Source organism: Octadecabacter dasysiphoniae (assembly GCF_021532615.1).
Taxonomy (GTDB): domain Bacteria; phylum Pseudomonadota; class Alphaproteobacteria; order Rhodobacterales; family Rhodobacteraceae; genus Octadecabacter; species Octadecabacter dasysiphoniae.
This window is the reverse complement of record NZ_JAKGAQ010000001.1, coordinates 213,717-231,110: the sequence shown is the minus strand read 5'-3', so window position 1 is coordinate 231,110 and position 17,394 is coordinate 213,717. Positions and strand designations below refer to the sequence as shown.

Here is a 17,394-nt window from a genome sequence, read left to right as displayed (position 1 = left end):
CATTAAACTGTTCGGATCATAGAAAGTCGCTGCCTTGCCCTTGCCCTCGCTTACTCTCGTCTTAGGTGGCGCTGCCTCCGGCAAATCGAGCTTTGCCGAAACCCTTTGTTTTCAATCATCTAAGCCCCGCGTCTATATCGCGACGGCCCAAGCGTTCGATGATGAAATGCGCGATAAAATTTCTGATCACCGCGACATGCGTGGTTCAAATTGGTTAACGGTCGAGGCGCCTTTGGACCTGCACATGCCCCTTACGGAGCGGTTGGATTCTGAAATTGTGCTGCTAGATTGCGCAACGCTTTGGCTGTCAAACGTACTTTTGGCGGATGGGGACATGGCGGCCGCGTGCGAAACGCTGCTCTTTGATCTGGCCGCTTGCCCTGCCCAAGTGATCGTTGTGTCAAATGAGGTCGGGACCGGCATTGTGCCTGACAACGCGCTCGCCCGGCGCTTTCGGAATGCGCAGGGGCGGTTGAACCAGATGTTGGCGGCACAGGCCGGTTTGGTCGTTCAGGTCGTCGCCGGATTGCCGCAAGTTCTTAAGGGAACCTTACCATGACGGTCATCTATTGGGTGCGCCACGGCCCAACCCATGAAAAGACATTTGTCGGCCACCGCGATGTGCCTGCTGATCTGTCGGATACGGCCCAGATCGCCAGATTGTCCGCAGCGCTGCCGGCCAATGCGCTGGTCGTATCTTCGGACCTCGCGCGTTCGATTGATACTGCCACCGCCCTTCAGGGCACGCGCAGGCGGCTGCCTCACCGGATCGGTTTGCGCGAATTTGACTTTGGGGATTGGGACGGGCTGCACTTTGGCGAAGTGGCCGAAAAATGGCCCGATCTTAGCCGCGCGTATTGGGAAAACCCCGGCGACGTCGCCCCGCCCAACGGCGAAAGCTGGAACGCGGCGGCCGCCCGCGTGACCGCCGACATCACCCAAGTCGCAGCTGAAAATCCGCGGCGCGACATCATCGCCGTTGCCCACTTTGGCGCCATCCTGACGCAAGTTGCACAGGCCGCCGGGATCGCCCCCTACCGCGCGTTATCCCACCGGATCGACAATTATTCAGTGACCGAAATTCAGATGCGCCCCACGTGGGGGGTGGCCCGGATCAATCACGTTCTGTGACGGCGTGAACACGAAATTAGGTTTGCACAACGCCGCCGTGCGCCCTAACGTGACGTCATGACATATCATCTAATCCTCGGAAATCGTTTATATTTTAGCTGGTCAATTGCGGCCTATGTGATGGTTGAAAAATTCGGGCTGTCCGATCAGTTCGACATCCAAATTGTCCTTCCGCAAGAAGAAGCAGACGTTGCGCGGTTCCTCAAAGATCATCCACCGGCCAAAACTTTGCCGACCATGATCACACCTGATGGCGTCGTGGTGTCTGACAGCCTCGCTATCGCGGAAGAGCTCGCCAGTCGTTTTCCCGACGCGCAGATGTGGCCAGCAGACCCAACCGCGCGTGCGGCGGCCCGTACCGTCACGGCTGAAATGCATTCCAGTTTCGGGGGCCTGCGCGGCGATTGGCCTGTCAATTTGCGCCATGTCTTCGACGGGGTTATCGCGCCGCCCGCTATCGAAAAAGAGCTAGACCGGTTGGAGCTGATTTGGGCAAATGCACGCGCCAAATCAGGCAGCACCACGCCTTGGCTGTGCGGGGATTACTGCTTGGCCGACGCTATTTTCGCACCCATGGCCGCCCGTTTGGCCGCTTATAAATTTGACACACGCCCCGTCACAAATGCCTACGTTGCCGCGCATCTTGCTGATCCGGCATTCAAAAAATGGCGCGCTGACGGGCTGGCGAATGATCCGCTCATGCCGAAATTTGACCTCGATCTGCCGACCTTGCCCTGGCCGAATTAACCAATATTTCGAACCGTTTACATTTCAGTAACCATCCTTGCGTTAAGGATTGTTAACGACAGGGAAGGGATTTGGAATGGTGGCTCGCGCCTACACGGTCGCGTTTGAAGGCGTGGATGCGCGGTTGGTCGAAGTGCAATGCGCCACGTCGCCGGGGATGCCCGCGTTTTCAATCGTCGGGCTACCGGACAAAGCCGTATCAGAGGCCCGCGACCGCGTTCGCGCGTCTCTCAGTGCATTGTCGATTGCGCTGCCGTCCAAGAAAATCACGATCAACTTGTCGCCCGCTGATCTGCCCAAAGAAGGATCCCATTTCGATTTGCCGATTGCGCTGGCGCTGCTCGCCGCGATGGACGTTATCCCCCATGATAAAATCGCCGAAACTGTGGCTTTGGGCGAATTGTCCTTGGACGGGACGCTTGTTCCTGTCCTCGGCGCATTGCCCGCCGCAATGGCTGCGGCCACTGAAAACAAAACACTTTTTTGCCCCCATGCCTGCGGACCAGAAGCCGCGTGGGTCGATGCGGCGGCTGTTTTTGCGCCCCGGACCCTTGCGGAAACACTGCGCCATTTTACCGGACAGGCCCCGCTGAACCCCGCCGAACCTGGTGAAGTCGTCACCGCGACCAGCCCCCGCGACTTTGCCGATGTGAAGGGGCAGGAAAAGGCAAAACGCGCATTGGAAATCGCGGCGACGGGGCGCCATCACGTCCTGATGGTCGGCAGCCCCGGGTCCGGAAAATCCATGCTCGCGGCGCGTCTTGCGGGCATTTTGCCGCCCCTCAGCCCGACCGAGGCGCTTGAAACATCTATGATTCACTCTCTCGCCGGGTTGCTGTCGGAAGGGGGGATCAACCGATCCCGTCCGTTTCGCGAACCCCATCACACCGCGTCCATGGCTGCGATTGTGGGCGGCGGGCGCGGTGCGAAACCTGGTGAAATCTCTCTCGCGCACAATGGAATTTTGTTCATGGACGAATTTCCAGAATACCCGCGCACGGTGCTCGAAACGCTACGCCAACCGATCGAGTCGGGCGAAGTCGTCGTGGCGCGCGCCAATGCCCATGTGAAATATCCCTGCCGATTCATGCTGGTCGCCGCCGCAAACCCTTGTAAATGCGGATATTTAACCGACCCCAACCGCGCCTGCGCCCGCGTGCCCATTTGCGGCGAAGAATATATGTCGCGGATTTCCGGCCCATTGATGGACCGTTTTGACCTCAGAATTGAGGTCCCGCCCGTCGCATTTTCTGACCTGGACTTACCACAAAACGGCGAAACTTCGGCGACAATTGCAGGGCGCGTGTCCGCTGGCCGCGCGATCCAGACGGCACGTTTCGCGGGCACATCCATGCGGGTGAACGCCGATCTTGAAGGCAGCGCGTTGGAGGAAATCGCGACGCCGGACAAAGACGGCAAAGACCTGTTGTTGAAAGTGGCCGAACGGTTCGGGCTGAGCGCGCGAGGCTACCACCGCGTTTTACGCGTGGCGCGCACAATTGCGGATTTGGACGGGTCTAGCGGCGTCGGCAAACCCCACGTCGCAGAGGCCGTCGGCTATCGACTGGCGCTTTCGAAAGAAGTCTGAGCAAATTTCGCGGCATTCGCTTCGGGCAGACGGCGATCAAATAACTGCCAGACGTGCGGCACATGGGACCAGACATCCAGAATTGCTGCTTTTTTTCGGCCAACACTTTAGAATCGCTTAGTAAAACCTCATCCTGACCTACCTGGATCAAGACGGGAAAGGTCCCGAAAACCGGGCTGGCCTTTGGGTCTTTCGGGTTTGCCCTATTTGGATACCGCGCGACGGGGATAAACGGGTCACACGCGCGGTTTGAGGTGATGGTTTCGCCTGTTCCAAGCAGCGGCGCCAACACCCCAAACACCAGATTGCCGCCCGCGATGACAATTTGATGTGGCAACCAACACACGCAGGCGCAGGCTGGGGCGAGTCAAGGGCGTTTGGCCTCAATCGCCTCCCAGATTTTGGCGGTGATGTTGATGTTGTCGAACCGTTCAAGTTCTTGAATGCCAGTGGGCGAGGTCACGTTGATCTCGGTGAGGTAGTCGCCGATCACGTCGATCCCAACGAAAATCTGGCCCTTTTCGCGCAGCAATGGCCCGATGCGGGCGCAAATTTCCAGATCCCGCTGGGTCATGCCAACCTTTTCGGGCCGCCCGCCAACATGCATGTTGGATCGTGTTTCACCTTTGGCCGGAACGCGGTTGATCGCGCCGACAGGTTCCCCGTTGACCAGAATGATGCGTTTGTCACCGGCTGTCACATCCGGCAAAAACTTCTGCATAATCAAAGGCTCACGGTTAATGCCGCAGAACAATTCGTGCAACGACGCAAGGTTGCTGTCCCCTTCATTTAGCTTAAAGACACCTGCGCCGCCGTTGCCATACAGCGGTTTCAGAATCACGTCACCGTGGCGCGCGCGGAATGCTTTGAGGGTTTCCAGATCACGGGCAACTGCCGTGGGCGGCGTCAAATCGGGGAAATCCAAGACCAGCAGTTTTTCGGGATAATTGCGCACCCAGAACGGGTCGTTCACAACCAGCGTGTCAGGGTGGATGCGGTCCAAAATGTGGGTGGTTGTGATATAGCCCATGTCAAAGGGCGGGTCCTGGCGCAGCCAGATAACGTCAACTTCGGACAGGTCCTGTTCGCGCATTTCGCCCACGTCAAAGTGATTGCCAATTTCGCGGCGCACGGTCAAATCTTGCCCCCGCGCCATCACGCGCCCTTCTTGGTAGCTGAGCTGGTCGGGCGTGTAATAAAACAAACGGTGGCCGCGCGCCTGCGCTTCTTCGGCCAAGCGGAATGAACTGTCGGCGTTAATATCAATCGGTCCGATCGGATCCATTTGAAACGCAACGAAAAGGGATTTTGGGGCGGTCATGGCAAAGTCCAATGCAAAGGTTTCAACCTACATGGACCCAGCAAAAACCAAGTGCAATGGGGGGCTGCCAGAACACTAGGCCGCCATGTATGCGTTTTCGATCACATCAACGCGACCTGTCTCGTCGACCAGTGCCAGATCAATCCGCACGTCCGTCAATTGGCCCTTTGGTTGGGTCGCCAAAAATTCAGAGCCCGCGCCATAAATCCGTTCCATCTGCCGTGCCGTGAGGTGGGACGCGGCGCGCGCGTGGCTTCGGCTTTTCTTGACTTCGATAAAGATCACGCCGTTGCCGTCTTGGGCCACCAAATCAATCTCTCCGCACGAACCGCGCCAGCGTTTTGCCAACACCCGTTGCCCTTGGCGGGCATACCGTGTCGCGACGATGTCTTCCGCGGCAAGACCTGCGTGATACGAGGTACGGCCCCGATTTTGTCGAACGGTCATGTGTCTTCCTTCAGGCCTAGGGCGAGCTGATAGACGTCACGGCGTGCCATGCCTGTGGCCCCCGCAACCGCGGTTGCCGCATCTTTAACGCGCATGGTTTTCATCGCCGACATCAATGCATCCTTTACGTCGTCTTCGTTCAAAACCGCACCATCGCCGCGTGCGATCAAGACAACGATTTCGCCTTTCAAAACCCGCCCGTCCAAGGCGGCGGCCAATTCAGGCCCCGTGCCGCGCAAGACTTCTTCGAACTTTTTGGTCAGCTCACGGCAGATGACGACCTGTCGATCGTCACCCAACACGTCGCACAGATCACCTAATAATCCATGAATCCGTTTGGGCGATTCGTAGAGCACCACCGTCGCCGCGATATCGCGTACCCCTTCCAGGCCCTTGCGCCGCGCGGCTTGGGTGCTGGGCAGGAACCCCGCGAAATGAAATGCATCACTTGGCAGGCCCGACACCGTAAGGGCGGTCAGCACGGCCGATGCACCGGGCGCGGCTGTCATCATCAAATCATGTTCGCGAAATGCCGCGGCCAATTTATACCCCGGATCCGCGACAAGAGGCGTTCCGGCCTCTGACACATAGGCCACGGACTGCCCTGCCTTGACCGCATCCATCACGCGCGTGCGCACGGTTTCACCTGAATGATCGTGATAGGCGACCATTGGGCGTTTGCCGGGCGAAATTCCGTGGATTTCCATTAACTTGCGGGTGCTGCGGGTGTCTTCGCAGGCGATCACATCGGCGCTGGCCAGAATATCGAGCGTGCGCAGCGTGATGTCACGGGCGTTCCCGATCGGCACCGCGCACAGGTAAAGACCCGCCGAAAGGGGAACATCGCGATGATTCATACCTAGACCCTCCTGTCATGCACACTATGATGCAAAACAAATAGGCACAGGACCAATCCCTGCGCCAAGAGGGAGTGAAATAGTCCATGTTAAGCCGTTTGCCCAGCCTGCCCGCCAATCACCTGCATCAGTACGCAGCCCGTCTTTTTGCCGTCATGACGCTGACGTTTCTTGCCGCCTGTGATCTTGCCATACCCAGCGTGGGTAGCGGCAATGCGGGACAACAGATCGACCCGAGCGCACCTGTTCAGGTGGCGTTGTTGGTGCCCGGCGGCACAGGCAACCCGGCCTTTGATGCGATGGCGGCCAGCCTTGAAAACGCGGCGCGCCTTGGGGTGTCGGACCTGAACGGCGCGCAGATTGATCTGCGGATTTACAACACCGCCCGCAACCCCGCACAGGCCGCGCAGGTCGCGGCTGCGGCTGTGGCTGATGGGGCCAAGATTATCCTTGGGCCGCTGGACGCAGAAAGCGCGAATGCGGTGGGTCTGGCGGTTTCGCCTGCCAACGTGAATGTGCTGTCTTATTCCAACAACCCTGCGGTCGCGGGCGGCAATGTGTACGTGCTTGGCAAGACGTTCAGCAATATCTCTGATCGGTTGGTCAGCTACGCAAGCCGTCAGGGCATCAATCGTTATTTGATCGCACACCAGAACGATCTGGCAGGCACCGTCGGGCGGGATGCCATCGCGACATCCATTCGCGCGGGCGGCGGCACTGTGACCGGCATCGAAGCCTATACATTCAGCCAGCAGGGCATCTTTTCACGCGCCCCCGCTATTGCAGCAGCCGCAAACAACAGCGGCGCGCAGGCGGTGTTTGTGACCGATACGTTGCAGGGCGGTTTGTCGATCCTTGCGACATCGCTTAACGATCAAGGCCTCACACCGGCCAACACCCCCCTGATCGGACTGGCCCGTTGGGACAGCAGCCCGCAAGCCGCCGCATTGCCGGGTTTGCAAAACGGTATCTTTGCTGTCGGTGACGCTGGTCGCGAAGCGGCGTTCAGCCAGCGCTATGAGGCCACCTACGGCCAACCACCCCACCCGCTGGCCAGCATCGCATATGATGGTATTGCCGCTATTGGCGCCTTGGCCGCAACCGGTGATCGCGGGGCTTTGACAGCGGCATCGCTGACACGTTCATCCGGTTTTGCCGGGGCGACGGGCATCTTCCGCCTGCGTCCAAACGGCACCAACCAGCGCGCGTTGGCGGTTGCACGGTTCTTGAACAACCAGATGCAAATCGTCGATCCCGCACCGTTGTCCTTTGGTCGTGGCGGATCCTGATCTGGCCCTTGATCTAACGCACACCGCGATCCCAGAGGATCTGATTTGCCCTGCGGGTGACATTGTCGACCGCAGGGCTTTGCGTGCTGCTTTGGCCAGCGCGCTGTCCACCGCGGGATCAAAAGGCGGGGAACAGCGCGCGGCTGTGGTTCCGATACTCAAGGGCGCGCTAAAATCCGGGCGTGACGTCATTACGGCCGCCTTCAAGGCCGATCCGTTTGCCGCAGGGCCAACGACGCGCGCCTATGCATGGCTGACAGATACCATCGTGATCGAGGTCTTCGTTCTGGCCCACACACACCTGCACCCCAACCCCACCCCGACGGAAGGTGAACGCCTTGCGTTGATCGCTGTGGGTGGGTCGGGCCGCGGTGAAATGGCGCCCCATTCAGACGTCGATCTGCTGTTTCTAGCCCCCTATAAGCTGACGCCTTGGGCCGAAAGCCTGATCGAATCCATGCTGTATATCTTGTGGGATTTGAAACTAAAGGTGGGCCACGCCAGCCGCACCGTCAAAGAATGCCTGCGCCTCGCACGCGAAGATTACACGATCCGCACGTCGCTGGTTGAAGAACGCTACCTTGCGGGTGACGAAGCCCTCGCACGGGAACTGACAGAACGGTTGCGCAACGACCTGTTCGCCCAGACCATCCCCGATTTCATCGAAGCCAAACTGGAAGAACGCGCCGAACGTCACCGCAAGCAAGGCGGGCAGCGTTATATGGTCGAACCCAATGTCAAAGAAGGCAAAGGCGGGTTGCGTGATCTACAATCGCTGTACTGGATCGGCAAATATATCCACGGCGTCAAAGACGCATCAGAACTGGTGGCCCACAAGGTTTTCACGGCGGATGAATACGGCGAGTTTCGCGCCGCACATAGTTTTCTGTGGGCCGTGCGGTGCCACCTGCACCTGCTGACAAACCGTGCCGCCGATCAGCTGACGTTTGATATGCAGGTCGAGGTCGCCGAAGCCATGGGATACAAAGACACCCCCGGGCGGCGCGGCGTTGAACATTTCATGCAGGACTATTTCCGGTTCGCCACGGACGTCGGCGAATTGACCCGCATTTTCCTTGTCGCGCAGGAAGAAGCGTTGTTGAAGGCCGAACCGATGTTGCTGCGCCTGTTCAGCCGGTCCAAAAAGGCGAAACCACCCTATGCGATCAAACAAAACCGCCTGACGGTTGCTGAACCCGACGCCTTTTTGACAGACCCGCTGAACCTGTTGCGCATGTTCGAAGAAGCCTTGCGCACGGGCACGTTGATCCATTCGGACGCCATGCGCCTGATCAAGGCCAACCTGCATCTGATCGACGACAAGATGCGCGCCAACAAAGAAGCCCAGCGTATTTTTCTTGATCTGATGCTGAAACACGGCAACCCAGAACGCGGCCTGCGCCGGATGAACGAACTGGGTGTTCTTGGTGCGTTTATCCCCGAATTCGAAGCCATCGTCGCGATGATGCAATTCAATATGTATCACCATTACACGGTGGACGAACACACGATCCAGACAATCAGCCACCTTGCGCAGATCGAACGCGCAGAACTCGACGAAGAACTGCCGGTGTCCGCGTCGATCATCAAAAAAGGCATCAATCGCAAGGTGCTTTATGTGGCGTTGCTGCTGCATGACATCGGCAAGGGACGTGATGAGGATCATTCGATCCTAGGTGCGAAAATCGTGCGCAAAGTCGCGCCGCGCCTTGGTTTGTCCAAGAAGGATTGCGAAACGGTTGAATGGCTGGTGCGGTATCATTTGCTGATGTCTGACATGGCGCAGAAACGCGACATCGCCGACCCGCGCACGGTGCGCGATTTTGCCAAGGCGGTGAAAACCAAAGAACGGCTTGATCTGCTGTGTGTGCTGACGGTGTGTGACATTCGCGGGGTTGGTCCGGGGACGTGGAACAACTGGAAGGCCGTGTTGATCCGCGGGCTGTACCGCCAGACCAAATTCGCGCTGGAAAACGGGATGGAGGCGCTGAACCGCGAAGAACGCGGCACAGAGGCCCGCCGCAACCTGCGCGCGGCCCTGAACGCACAAACCAAGGCCAGCTGGTCGGAAAAAGAAATCCGCACCGAAGTCGCGCGCCATTACCCCCCCTATTGGCAAGGCCTGCATGTCACGGCCCATGTGGATTTCGCCCACCTGCTGCGCGGCCTTGGCAATGACGAAGTGCGCATCAACCTCACGCCGGACGACGACCGCGACGCAACCCGCGTCTGTTTCGCCATGGCCGACCACCCGGGTATCTTCAGCCGCATGTGCGGCGCGCTGTCCTTGGTGGGGGCCAACGTCGTGGATGCGCGCACATTCACATCCAAAGACGGGTTCGCCACCGCCGCGTTCTGGGTGCAAGACGCCGACGACAGCCCCTACGACGAGGCCCGCCTGCCCCGCCTGCGCAAAATGATCGAAAAGACATTGCACGGCGACGTTGTCGCGCGCGACGCATTGGCGGACAAAGACAAAATGAAAAAACGCGAAAAGGCATTTCGCGTGCAGACGTCCATCACCTTCGACAACGACGGCTCTGAGATTTACACAATCATCGAAGTCGACACCCGCGACCGCCCCGGATTGCTGCATGATCTGACCCGCACGCTGGCCAACACCAACGTCTATATCGCCAGTGCGGTCATCGCGACCTACGGCGAACAGGTGGTCGATACGTTTTACGTCAAAGACATGTTCGGGCTTAAATTCCACGCGATCGGCAAACAACGGACATTGGAACGCAAGCTGCGCGAAGCGATCGAACAAGGCTCACAGCGCGCCCGCGCCTGATGGATCTTTGCGCCTTCATCTAGACCAAAAAACTCCCGCCGGAGGCATCCTGCACATCGTTTGCACACCTTTTCCATAGAGTTTGCGCGGCGTTGCCCCTAGAACGGGTCAACAACACTGATCCGAGCAGGACACACATGAAACCGATCCGCCTGATTTCCGGCTTTCTGACCGTTGGGGTCTGGACGTTGCTCAGCCGTGTGTTCGGTTTTGTACGCGACATCCTGATTGCGGCCTATCTGGGCACCGGACCCGTTGCGCAGGCCTTTCTGGTCGCGTTTTCGCTGCCCAATATGTTCCGCCGTTTCTTTGCCGAAGGCGCGTTCAACATGGCGTTCGTGCCGATGTTTTCCAAAAAACTTCAGGCGGAACAGGACGCTCAGGATTTTGCGCAAGATGCCTTTGTGGGGCTTGGGTTCTTCTTGTTGATCTTTACGGTTTTGGGTGTGGTGTTCATGCCTGCCCTGGTTTTGATGATGGCCAGCGGGTTCGCTGGGGATGTGCGGTTTGATCTGGCCGTGACCTATGGGCGGATCGCGTTTCCTTATATTTTGTTTATCTCCCTCGCTGCGTTGGTGTCCGGTGTGCTGAACGCGACAGGGCGGTTTGTGGCGGCGGCTGCGGCGCCCGTGTTGCTAAACGTGGTTTTCATCATCGCGATGATTGCCGCGTCTTTTGGTGCGCCTGATGGCGGTGACGTGGCGGGGTTTGTGGGCACTGGTCTTGCTTGGGCGGTGCCGATTGCAGGTGTGGCGCAGCTGGCGCTGGTCTGGTGGGCCGCGCGGCGTGCGGGGTTCACATTCGGGCTGCGCCGCCCACGACTGACACCGGATTTACGCCGCCTCGCGATCATCGCGGCCCCGGCGATGCTGGCGGGCGGAGTGGTGCAGATCAACCTTTTGGTCGGCCGCCAAGTGGCGAGCTTTTATGACGGTGCCATCGCGTGGCTGTCTTATGCGGATCGTTTGTATCAACTGCCCCTTGGTGTGGTCGCGATTGCGCTGGGCGTGGTGCTGCTGCCCGACCTGAGCCGCCGGTTGGCCGCCGGTGATTTGGCGGGCGGGCGCGATGCGTTCAACCGCGCGTCCGAACTGGCGCTGGCGCTGACGATTCCGGCTGCTGTGGCATTGGTCGTGATCCCGTTGCCGCTGGTCAGCGTGTTGTTTGAACGCGGCGCGTTTGATTCAGATGACACGGCGGCCACGGCCCTGGCGGTGTCGGTTTATGGCCTTGGACTGCCCGCGTTCGTCTTGCAAAAGGCCTTGCAGCCGCTGTTTTTCGCGCGCGAAGACACCAAACGCCCGTTCTATTATGCCGCTGTGGCGATGGTTGTGAACGCTGTCGTGGCGATCGGGCTGTCGATGTACATCGGCTATATCGCCGCCGCCCTGGCCACAACATTGGCCGCATGGGTGATGGTTTGGTTGCTGTGGCGCGGCAGTCGCGACATGGGCGAAGCCGCGTCTTTTGATGCGCGGTTCAAACACCGTTTGTGGCGCATTATGCTGGCGTCCGGCCTGATGGGCGGGGTGTTGATGGTCGCTGTGGGGCTGGTTGGCCCCGCGCTGGGCATGGCAACCGTGCGCTACGCCGCGTTGGCGTTTGTGGTGGCTGTGGGGCTGGGCGGATATTTCGTAATCGGCCAGATGATAGGCGCGTTCCGCCTGTCAGAATTCAAAGCGGCCATGCGACGGTGATTTGGGCGCGTGCCGCGGGCGTGGCGGGGGACTAGTCCCCCATCGCTTCGCTCCCCCCCTAGAATATTTATGAAGCTCAGACGGGATCAGCGTTTGCGCACGCGGGTCAGGAAGGCTGCCCATCCACCTGGTGCCAGCAACGGGGCGACAAACAGGCCGATCAGAAAACCTGCGACTTCGGCGATCCAAGTGGGGGTTGATCCAAAGATCATCGCATAGACCAACATAATACCAAGCAAAATGGCGATCAGCTGGAACGCCTTAAGCTGGTTTTCACCGATCCGGTCAAGGGCCAGCCACATCAGGTAGGTATAGGCCCCGATCAGACCGTAAACGCCAGGGTATGCGCCCAGCAGCGGCGCGTTTTGCCATGACAGCATCCCGTAGACCGCGGCACCAAGTGTGGAACTGGCGGCAAACAGGGCGACAAAGGCGAAAGGGCGGAATGCCTCGCCTACGAATTTGCCCAGCGCGAGAAGCAGCACAACCGCCCAAAGTGCGTGGGTGAATGAGATGTGCACGAACGGGTAGGTCACAAACCGTTTCCACAGATCGAACGATCCGCGGCCGCGTTCAAAAATTTCTGTCATCACGGCAGGGGCGAAGGCGTAGTCCTGAAACGCCGCCGAACGCCAACCGATGCCTTGTGCACCGCCGATGATGCCGTTGTCTGCTGCACTTAGGGTGAGTTCGATGCCTGCGATGACAAGCACCATGATCAGGGGGACGGCGGGAATGGAATTGAACGGGTTTTCTTCTTGCACGGCGGGTGCCCTTTGGTTGACGGCTGTTGAGGGCATGGGTAAGCCAGCGGGACCACGAAATCCAGTCATAGGACCGCATCATGACAGACAGCACTTTTACTCCGCGTGTCTTTTCCGGCATCAAACCGTCTGGCGGTCTGACGCTTGGCAACTACCTTGGCGCGATCAAGCGCTGGGTCGGTATGCAATCTGATGACATGGAAACCGTGTTCTGCATGGTCGATCTGCACGCCATCACTGTCTGGCAGGACCCGGCGGAATTGAAAAATGCGACCCGCGAGCTGGCCGCCGGATACCTGGCATCCGGTATTGATCCGGAAAAATCCGTGCTGTTCAACCAGTCCCAAGTGCCCGAGCACGCGCAACTTGCCTGGATTTTCAATTGCGTGGCGCGCGTTGGCTGGATGAACCGCATGACGCAGTTCAAGGACAAGGCGGGCAAGAATGCTGAAAAGGTATCGCTGGGCCTGTATGCCTATCCATCGCTGATGGCCGCTGACATTTTGCTGTATCACGCCACTCATGTTCCAGTGGGTGAAGACCAGAAGCAACACGTTGAGCTGACACGCGACATCGCGGCCAAGTTTAACAATGACTACAAGGTCGATTTCTTTCCGATCACCGAACCCGTGATCGAAGGCCCCGGCATGCGGGTGATGAACCTGCGCGACGGCACCAAGAAGATGTCCAAGTCCGGCGTCAGTGATATGGAACGCATCAACATGCTTGATGATGCGGACACCATTGCCAAGAAATTCAAAAAGGCGAAGTCGGATGCCGAACCCCTGCCCGAAACGGTTGAAGGTTTGGTCGGGCGTCCAGAGGCCAAGAACCTTGTCGATATTTACGCCAGCCTGTCTGATGCGACGCCCCAACAGGTGATCGCTGAATACAGCGGCGCGCAATGGGGCAAGTTCAAGCCCGCGCTGGCCGATCTGGCCGTCACCAAGTTGTCGCCTATTTCAGACGAGATGAAACGCCTTATGGATGATCCGGCGGAAATCGATCGCAAACTGGCACGCGGCGCGCAGCGTGCCCGCGAAATCGCGACGCCAATCCTTGACCGTACTTACGATATCGTTGGTCTGCTGCGATCCTAGCATGCAACCGCAGTCGCCGCGCGTAAAACGGGCGACGGTGGCGAAAGCGAAGTGCTTTCACCTGATACGATATCGTTGGTCTGCTGCGGTCTTAAGGGAAAAGGACTGGGCGAAAGACGGGGCCGTGGGGGTTTAACTCCAAGGTCTGTGCGCTGCGACCTGTCCCTGCACCTTTTCTCTACCAGGGTCTCTGCATAGAACGAGGTGGTCTGTGGGACCGGCTGCCGTTTTCGAAATTCCATGGCGCGTGGGGTTTAGGCACGCGGGTTAACCAAGATGCAGAATGCCGTGCGTCGGTTAATAGGGTGTGACGCCATCGCGCGGCGCGGGCGCAACGGCAATGCCACCGGGGGATTTGCGGACCACAAACAGGCAGATCATCCCGCACAACAGCATCATCAACAAAAGACCCAAATGCGGGTTTTGATCGAGAAGGTAGGACAAATAGACATCCGACCCCATGCCAGCCCCCATGCTGCCAATAATGGTGCGGTGGGTTTCGCGGTTCCAAAAAGGATTGGCCAGTCTGCGCAGGAAGATTGTGTGCAGTCCCGTCAGAACGACCGGAAAAGACGCCCCGAAGGCGGACGACAGGGCCAGCACCCAATGCAAATTGGGTGTCCCGAAGCCGTTGAAGAAATTCGGCAGGTTCATGACTTCGATGAACAACGATATGCCGATGGCAAACGCCACAACGCCTAAAATAATCCGCATGAGGTGTGTTACGTTGCCCATCTGTGTGGGATCGCACGAAGTTGGGGCATCAATTTGTCAAACTGCGCGTATTTGCGTGGCGTTGGCCGCAATGTCTGGACGACACGGGGCGGCCTGTTAGGGTTCTGGAAAACAAATGGAGGCTGAGAAAATGGCGACGGGCACCAATATTCGCACCTATTATGAGGGCCAATGGCACGAGGGCGATATACCCCTGATGCGCGCCGCCGATCACGGGATGTGGCTGGGGTCAGCGGTGTTTGACGGGGCGCGGTCGGTTTATGGCGTCGTGCCTGATCTGGATAGACATTGCGAACGGGTGAACCGATCTGCGCAGGCGCTGATGCTGGTGCCGTGGGTCAGTGCGGATGACATGATGGACATCGTGCGCGAGGGGCTCGCGTTATATCCCGCCGATGCTGCCGTTTACATCCGCCCGATGTATTGGGGTCGTGATACTGGTGTGGGCACGATCCGCCCCGGTGAAGACCAGCCCGGTTTCGCGATTTGCCTTGAGGAAATCCCGATGCCGAGTGACACGGCAACAACCACCGTCACAACAACGCGGTTTCGCCGTCCTGTGATGGAATCATCCGTAGTGAACGCCAAGGCGGCCTGCCTATATCCCAACAACGCGCGGATGCTGGCAGAGGCGCAGGCCAAAGGGTTCGGCAATGCGTTGTGTGCGGACGCGATGGGGAACCTCGCCGAAAGTGCGACGTCGAATGTGTTTTTGGTCAAAAACGGTGAAGTGTTTACGCCCGTGCCCAATGGGACGTTTCTGGCGGGCATCACGCGGGCGCGCCATATCAGCAACCTGCGCGCCGATGGATACGCTGTCCATGAAACCGTGCTGAGCTTTGATGATGCGCGCGACGCAGACGAGATGTTCCTGAGCGGGAACATGTCCAAGGTCACGCCGATCACGGCCTTCGACGATATCCAGTATCAGGTCGGGCCCGTAACGCGGCGTGCGCGCGATCTATATTGGGACTGGGCCAAACGCGACGCCATGTCCACGGCGTGAAACGCGCGTTTTATATCGTCCTATCGATCAGCCCGTTTGCCATGACGGTGATGTGCCTTGTCTGGCTGTCAACGCAATCGCCCTTTGCGGCCCCCATCGTGGATCGCAGCATCGAACAGACCCGCGCCGCATTGGTGCGGGCCGTCGCGGGGGAGGTTGATCTTGGCTGGATTTTACCGCGCATGCAGGACGCGATATTGGCCGAGGATCTGGAACAGATTTTGCTGTTGCTGCAACTGGCCAATGATCACGACGTGCAGCTGCCCGCCCCGATGCTGGCCGATATCAACGCGCTGAATGTGGCAGCCAGTGGTGTGTTTGCGCGCACAACGGCCTGCGGCGCCTGCGCGGTTGATATCAATGCCTGTGCGACGATTGCGCAGATCGGCGCGTGCGCGCTTCCGTTCGAGCTGACCCCGGCGGGGGATGTGAACGCGCTGCGCCGTGCCGGGCTTATGTATCTTGAGGGCGGTGACGTGGACCAATTGGATGTGGGCCTTGCGATTGTCGGGCTTGGTGCGACGGGCGTGGTGCTGGCCAGTGGTGGCAGCAGTTACACCATCAAGGCGGGCACATCCGTTTTGCGCATGGCACGGCGGTTGGGGACGTTGACCGCCCCCATGGCTGCGCGCCTTGGCACGTTGGTTGGTGATGCCGTGCGCTGGGACCGGATGGGCGATTTGACAGCCCTGCGGATCGGCCCAAGCGACATGGTGGACGCCGCCAAACTGGCCGAACTTGGTGATCTGGGCGGATCATTGCGCCGCATCGCGCAAAACACATCCCTCGCTGAGGCCCTATTGCTGATGCGACACGTCGACAACGCGCAAGACGCTGCACGGCTGGCACGGGTGACAGATGCGCTGGGCCCCAAAACCCGCGGCGCGTTTGAGGTGCTGGGAAAGACCCGTGTGTTGCGCGCCGCTGTGCGGATCAGCGATTTGGCCTTGGCCGCGGGCGTCACATTATATCTGTTCATGATACAGGCCGCGCTATTTTGCGGGCAGCAATGCGGCAATGTCTGCCTGCGCGTGGCCAAACGTCGACTTATATAGGCGCACATATCCATTGCGCGCACGCGACCCCTGCGCCATTGTGACACCTGCCTTAAGGGAGAGACACCATGCGCAAGTTCCTCGTAATTCTAGACGATAGCCGTGAATGTCTGAACGCCATGCGCTTTGCGGCCATGCGCGCGGCAAAGACGGGCGGCGGCGTCGAAGTGCTATCGATTATTCCACCGGATGAATTCAACCACTGGATTGGCGTGGCAGATGTGATGCGCGCCGAAACCCGCGAACGGATCGAGGTCCATTTTGAGGTCTTCGCCAAATGGATGCGTGACAAACAGGGCGTCGATCCGGAACTGGTGATCCGCGAAGGGGTGCCGGTGAACGAAATCCTCGCGCAGATCGAAGAAGACCCCGAAGTCGGGGTGCTGGTCCTCGGGGCGGCGTCCGACAAGAAGGGTCCGGGCCCGTTGATCACCGCGATGACCAAACAAGCGGGGTCTTTGCCGATCCCGATGACGATTGTTCCGGGCGATATGTCAAAAGAACGGCTTGAGGCGATCAGTTAAGCCCTGCCCGACATCCTGATTCCCGTCTTCAAAGGCCGCGCACCATTGCGCGGCCTTTGTTTTGGCCAACCCACGCACACGGCGCCGTGCTATTTGTGACAGAAGTCCTTGAATTGGCGACATATTGCTCACTGCGGCGGGAATAAAATGTAACAAAATCCGCTCACGTTTTTGCGTTCAATCGGCGGGTGTGAGCCGATGCAACATTTCACTGTGAACCATTGCACAGCCAAATTCGCGGTTCTGTGCGCGCATGCAGGAGAACCCCCCATTTGTGCGCCCGTGCGTGACGTCAAGACCCTGGGTCTGTCACGCCTGCCCATTTTTTCGTGACCGCCA

Annotated in this window: 16 protein-coding genes; 11 read left to right on the top strand and 5 right to left on the bottom strand. The window is 58.9% G+C overall.

Annotated features, from left to right (window positions below; translation table 11 throughout):
- Positions 1–34: 34 nt before the first annotated feature.
- The 4 genes from cobU to L0664_RS01045 all read left to right on the top strand — a co-directional run bounded on the left by cobU (position 35) and on the right by L0664_RS01045 (position 3,466).
- Positions 35–559 carry a bifunctional adenosylcobinamide kinase/adenosylcobinamide-phosphate guanylyltransferase gene (cobU, locus tag L0664_RS01060; protein WP_235223772.1) on the top strand — a complete coding sequence of 175 codons (525 nt, stop codon included), beginning with the start codon at positions 35–37 and terminating at the stop codon, positions 557–559.
- Complete coding sequence (locus L0664_RS01055; RefSeq protein WP_235223771.1) at positions 556–1,131, top strand: histidine phosphatase family protein; 576 nt, start codon at positions 556–558, stop codon at positions 1,129–1,131. The genes cobU and L0664_RS01055 overlap by 4 nt, the downstream gene beginning before the upstream one ends.
- A gap of 57 nt (positions 1,132–1,188) precedes the next feature.
- Entirely contained in the window at positions 1,189–1,878 is a 690-nt protein-coding gene (locus tag L0664_RS01050; RefSeq protein WP_235223770.1) for a glutathione S-transferase, read from the top strand.
- Between the two features lie 76 nt (positions 1,879–1,954).
- Positions 1,955–3,466 (top strand): YifB family Mg chelatase-like AAA ATPase, encoded by a 1,512-nt coding sequence (locus L0664_RS01045; RefSeq protein WP_235223769.1) that lies wholly within the window; start codon positions 1,955–1,957, stop codon positions 3,464–3,466.
- A 367-nt stretch (positions 3,467–3,833) separates the two neighbouring features.
- On the opposite strand, the gene gshB is transcribed toward L0664_RS01045, so the two are convergent.
- The 3 genes from gshB to rsmI form a co-directional block, all read right to left on the bottom strand.
- Positions 3,834–4,787, bottom strand: a complete 954-nt coding sequence (gene gshB / locus L0664_RS01040) for a glutathione synthase (RefSeq protein WP_268821536.1) — start codon at positions 4,785–4,787, stop codon at positions 3,834–3,836.
- 75 nt (positions 4,788–4,862) lie between these two features.
- The gene (locus L0664_RS01035; RefSeq protein ID WP_235223767.1) at positions 4,863–5,234 is read right to left on the bottom strand and encodes a YraN family protein; all 372 of its coding nucleotides are present in this window, start codon (positions 5,232–5,234) and stop codon (positions 4,863–4,865) included.
- Positions 5,231–6,091, bottom strand: coding sequence for a 16S rRNA (cytidine(1402)-2'-O)-methyltransferase (gene rsmI, locus L0664_RS01030; RefSeq protein ID WP_235223766.1), 861 nt, complete (start codon positions 6,089–6,091; stop codon positions 5,231–5,233). Before rsmI ends, L0664_RS01035 begins: the two co-directional genes overlap by 4 nt.
- 86 nt (positions 6,092–6,177) lie before the next feature.
- On the opposite strand from rsmI, the gene L0664_RS01025 reads away from it, so the two are divergent.
- The 3 genes from L0664_RS01025 to murJ all read left to right on the top strand — a co-directional run bounded on the left by L0664_RS01025 (position 6,178) and on the right by murJ (position 11,871).
- The gene (locus L0664_RS01025) at positions 6,178–7,380 is read left to right on the top strand and encodes a penicillin-binding protein activator (protein WP_235223765.1); all 1,203 of its coding nucleotides are present in this window, start codon (positions 6,178–6,180) and stop codon (positions 7,378–7,380) included.
- Positions 7,367–10,174, top strand: coding sequence for a [protein-PII] uridylyltransferase (locus L0664_RS01020; RefSeq protein WP_235223764.1), 2,808 nt, complete (start codon positions 7,367–7,369; stop codon positions 10,172–10,174). The genes L0664_RS01025 and L0664_RS01020 overlap by 14 nt, the downstream gene beginning before the upstream one ends.
- Before the next feature lie 137 nt (positions 10,175–10,311).
- Positions 10,312–11,871, top strand: coding sequence for a murein biosynthesis integral membrane protein MurJ (murJ, locus tag L0664_RS01015; protein ID WP_235223763.1), 1,560 nt, complete (start codon positions 10,312–10,314; stop codon positions 11,869–11,871).
- Positions 11,872–11,957: 86 nt separating this feature from the next.
- Here the strand turns inward: murJ and L0664_RS01010 are convergent, their stop codons facing one another.
- Complete coding sequence (locus L0664_RS01010; RefSeq protein ID WP_235223762.1) at positions 11,958–12,635, bottom strand: rhomboid family intramembrane serine protease; 678 nt, start codon at positions 12,633–12,635, stop codon at positions 11,958–11,960.
- Positions 12,636–12,715: 80 nt separating this feature from the next.
- On the opposite strand from L0664_RS01010, the gene trpS reads away from it, so the two are divergent.
- Entirely contained in the window at positions 12,716–13,735 is a 1,020-nt protein-coding gene (gene trpS, locus L0664_RS01005) for a tryptophan--tRNA ligase (protein WP_235223761.1), read from the top strand.
- Between the two features lie 297 nt (positions 13,736–14,032).
- On the opposite strand, the gene L0664_RS01000 is transcribed toward trpS, so the two are convergent.
- A complete protein-coding gene (locus tag L0664_RS01000; protein WP_235223760.1) occupies positions 14,033–14,449 on the bottom strand; it encodes a hypothetical protein in 417 nt (138 codons plus the stop codon).
- Between the two features lie 151 nt (positions 14,450–14,600).
- Here L0664_RS01000 and L0664_RS00995 point away from each other — a divergent pair, with 151 nt between their 5' ends.
- From L0664_RS00995 to L0664_RS00985, 3 genes are all read left to right on the top strand, one after another.
- Complete coding sequence (locus L0664_RS00995) at positions 14,601–15,476, top strand: branched-chain amino acid aminotransferase (RefSeq protein WP_235223759.1); 876 nt, start codon at positions 14,601–14,603, stop codon at positions 15,474–15,476.
- Positions 15,473–16,531 (top strand): hypothetical protein, encoded by a 1,059-nt coding sequence (locus L0664_RS00990; RefSeq protein WP_235223758.1) that lies wholly within the window; start codon positions 15,473–15,475, stop codon positions 16,529–16,531. Before L0664_RS00995 ends, L0664_RS00990 begins: the two co-directional genes overlap by 4 nt.
- 68 nt (positions 16,532–16,599) lie before the next feature.
- Positions 16,600–17,055 (top strand): universal stress protein, encoded by a 456-nt coding sequence (locus tag L0664_RS00985; protein ID WP_235223757.1) that lies wholly within the window; start codon positions 16,600–16,602, stop codon positions 17,053–17,055.
- Positions 17,056–17,394: the final 339 nt, after the last annotated feature.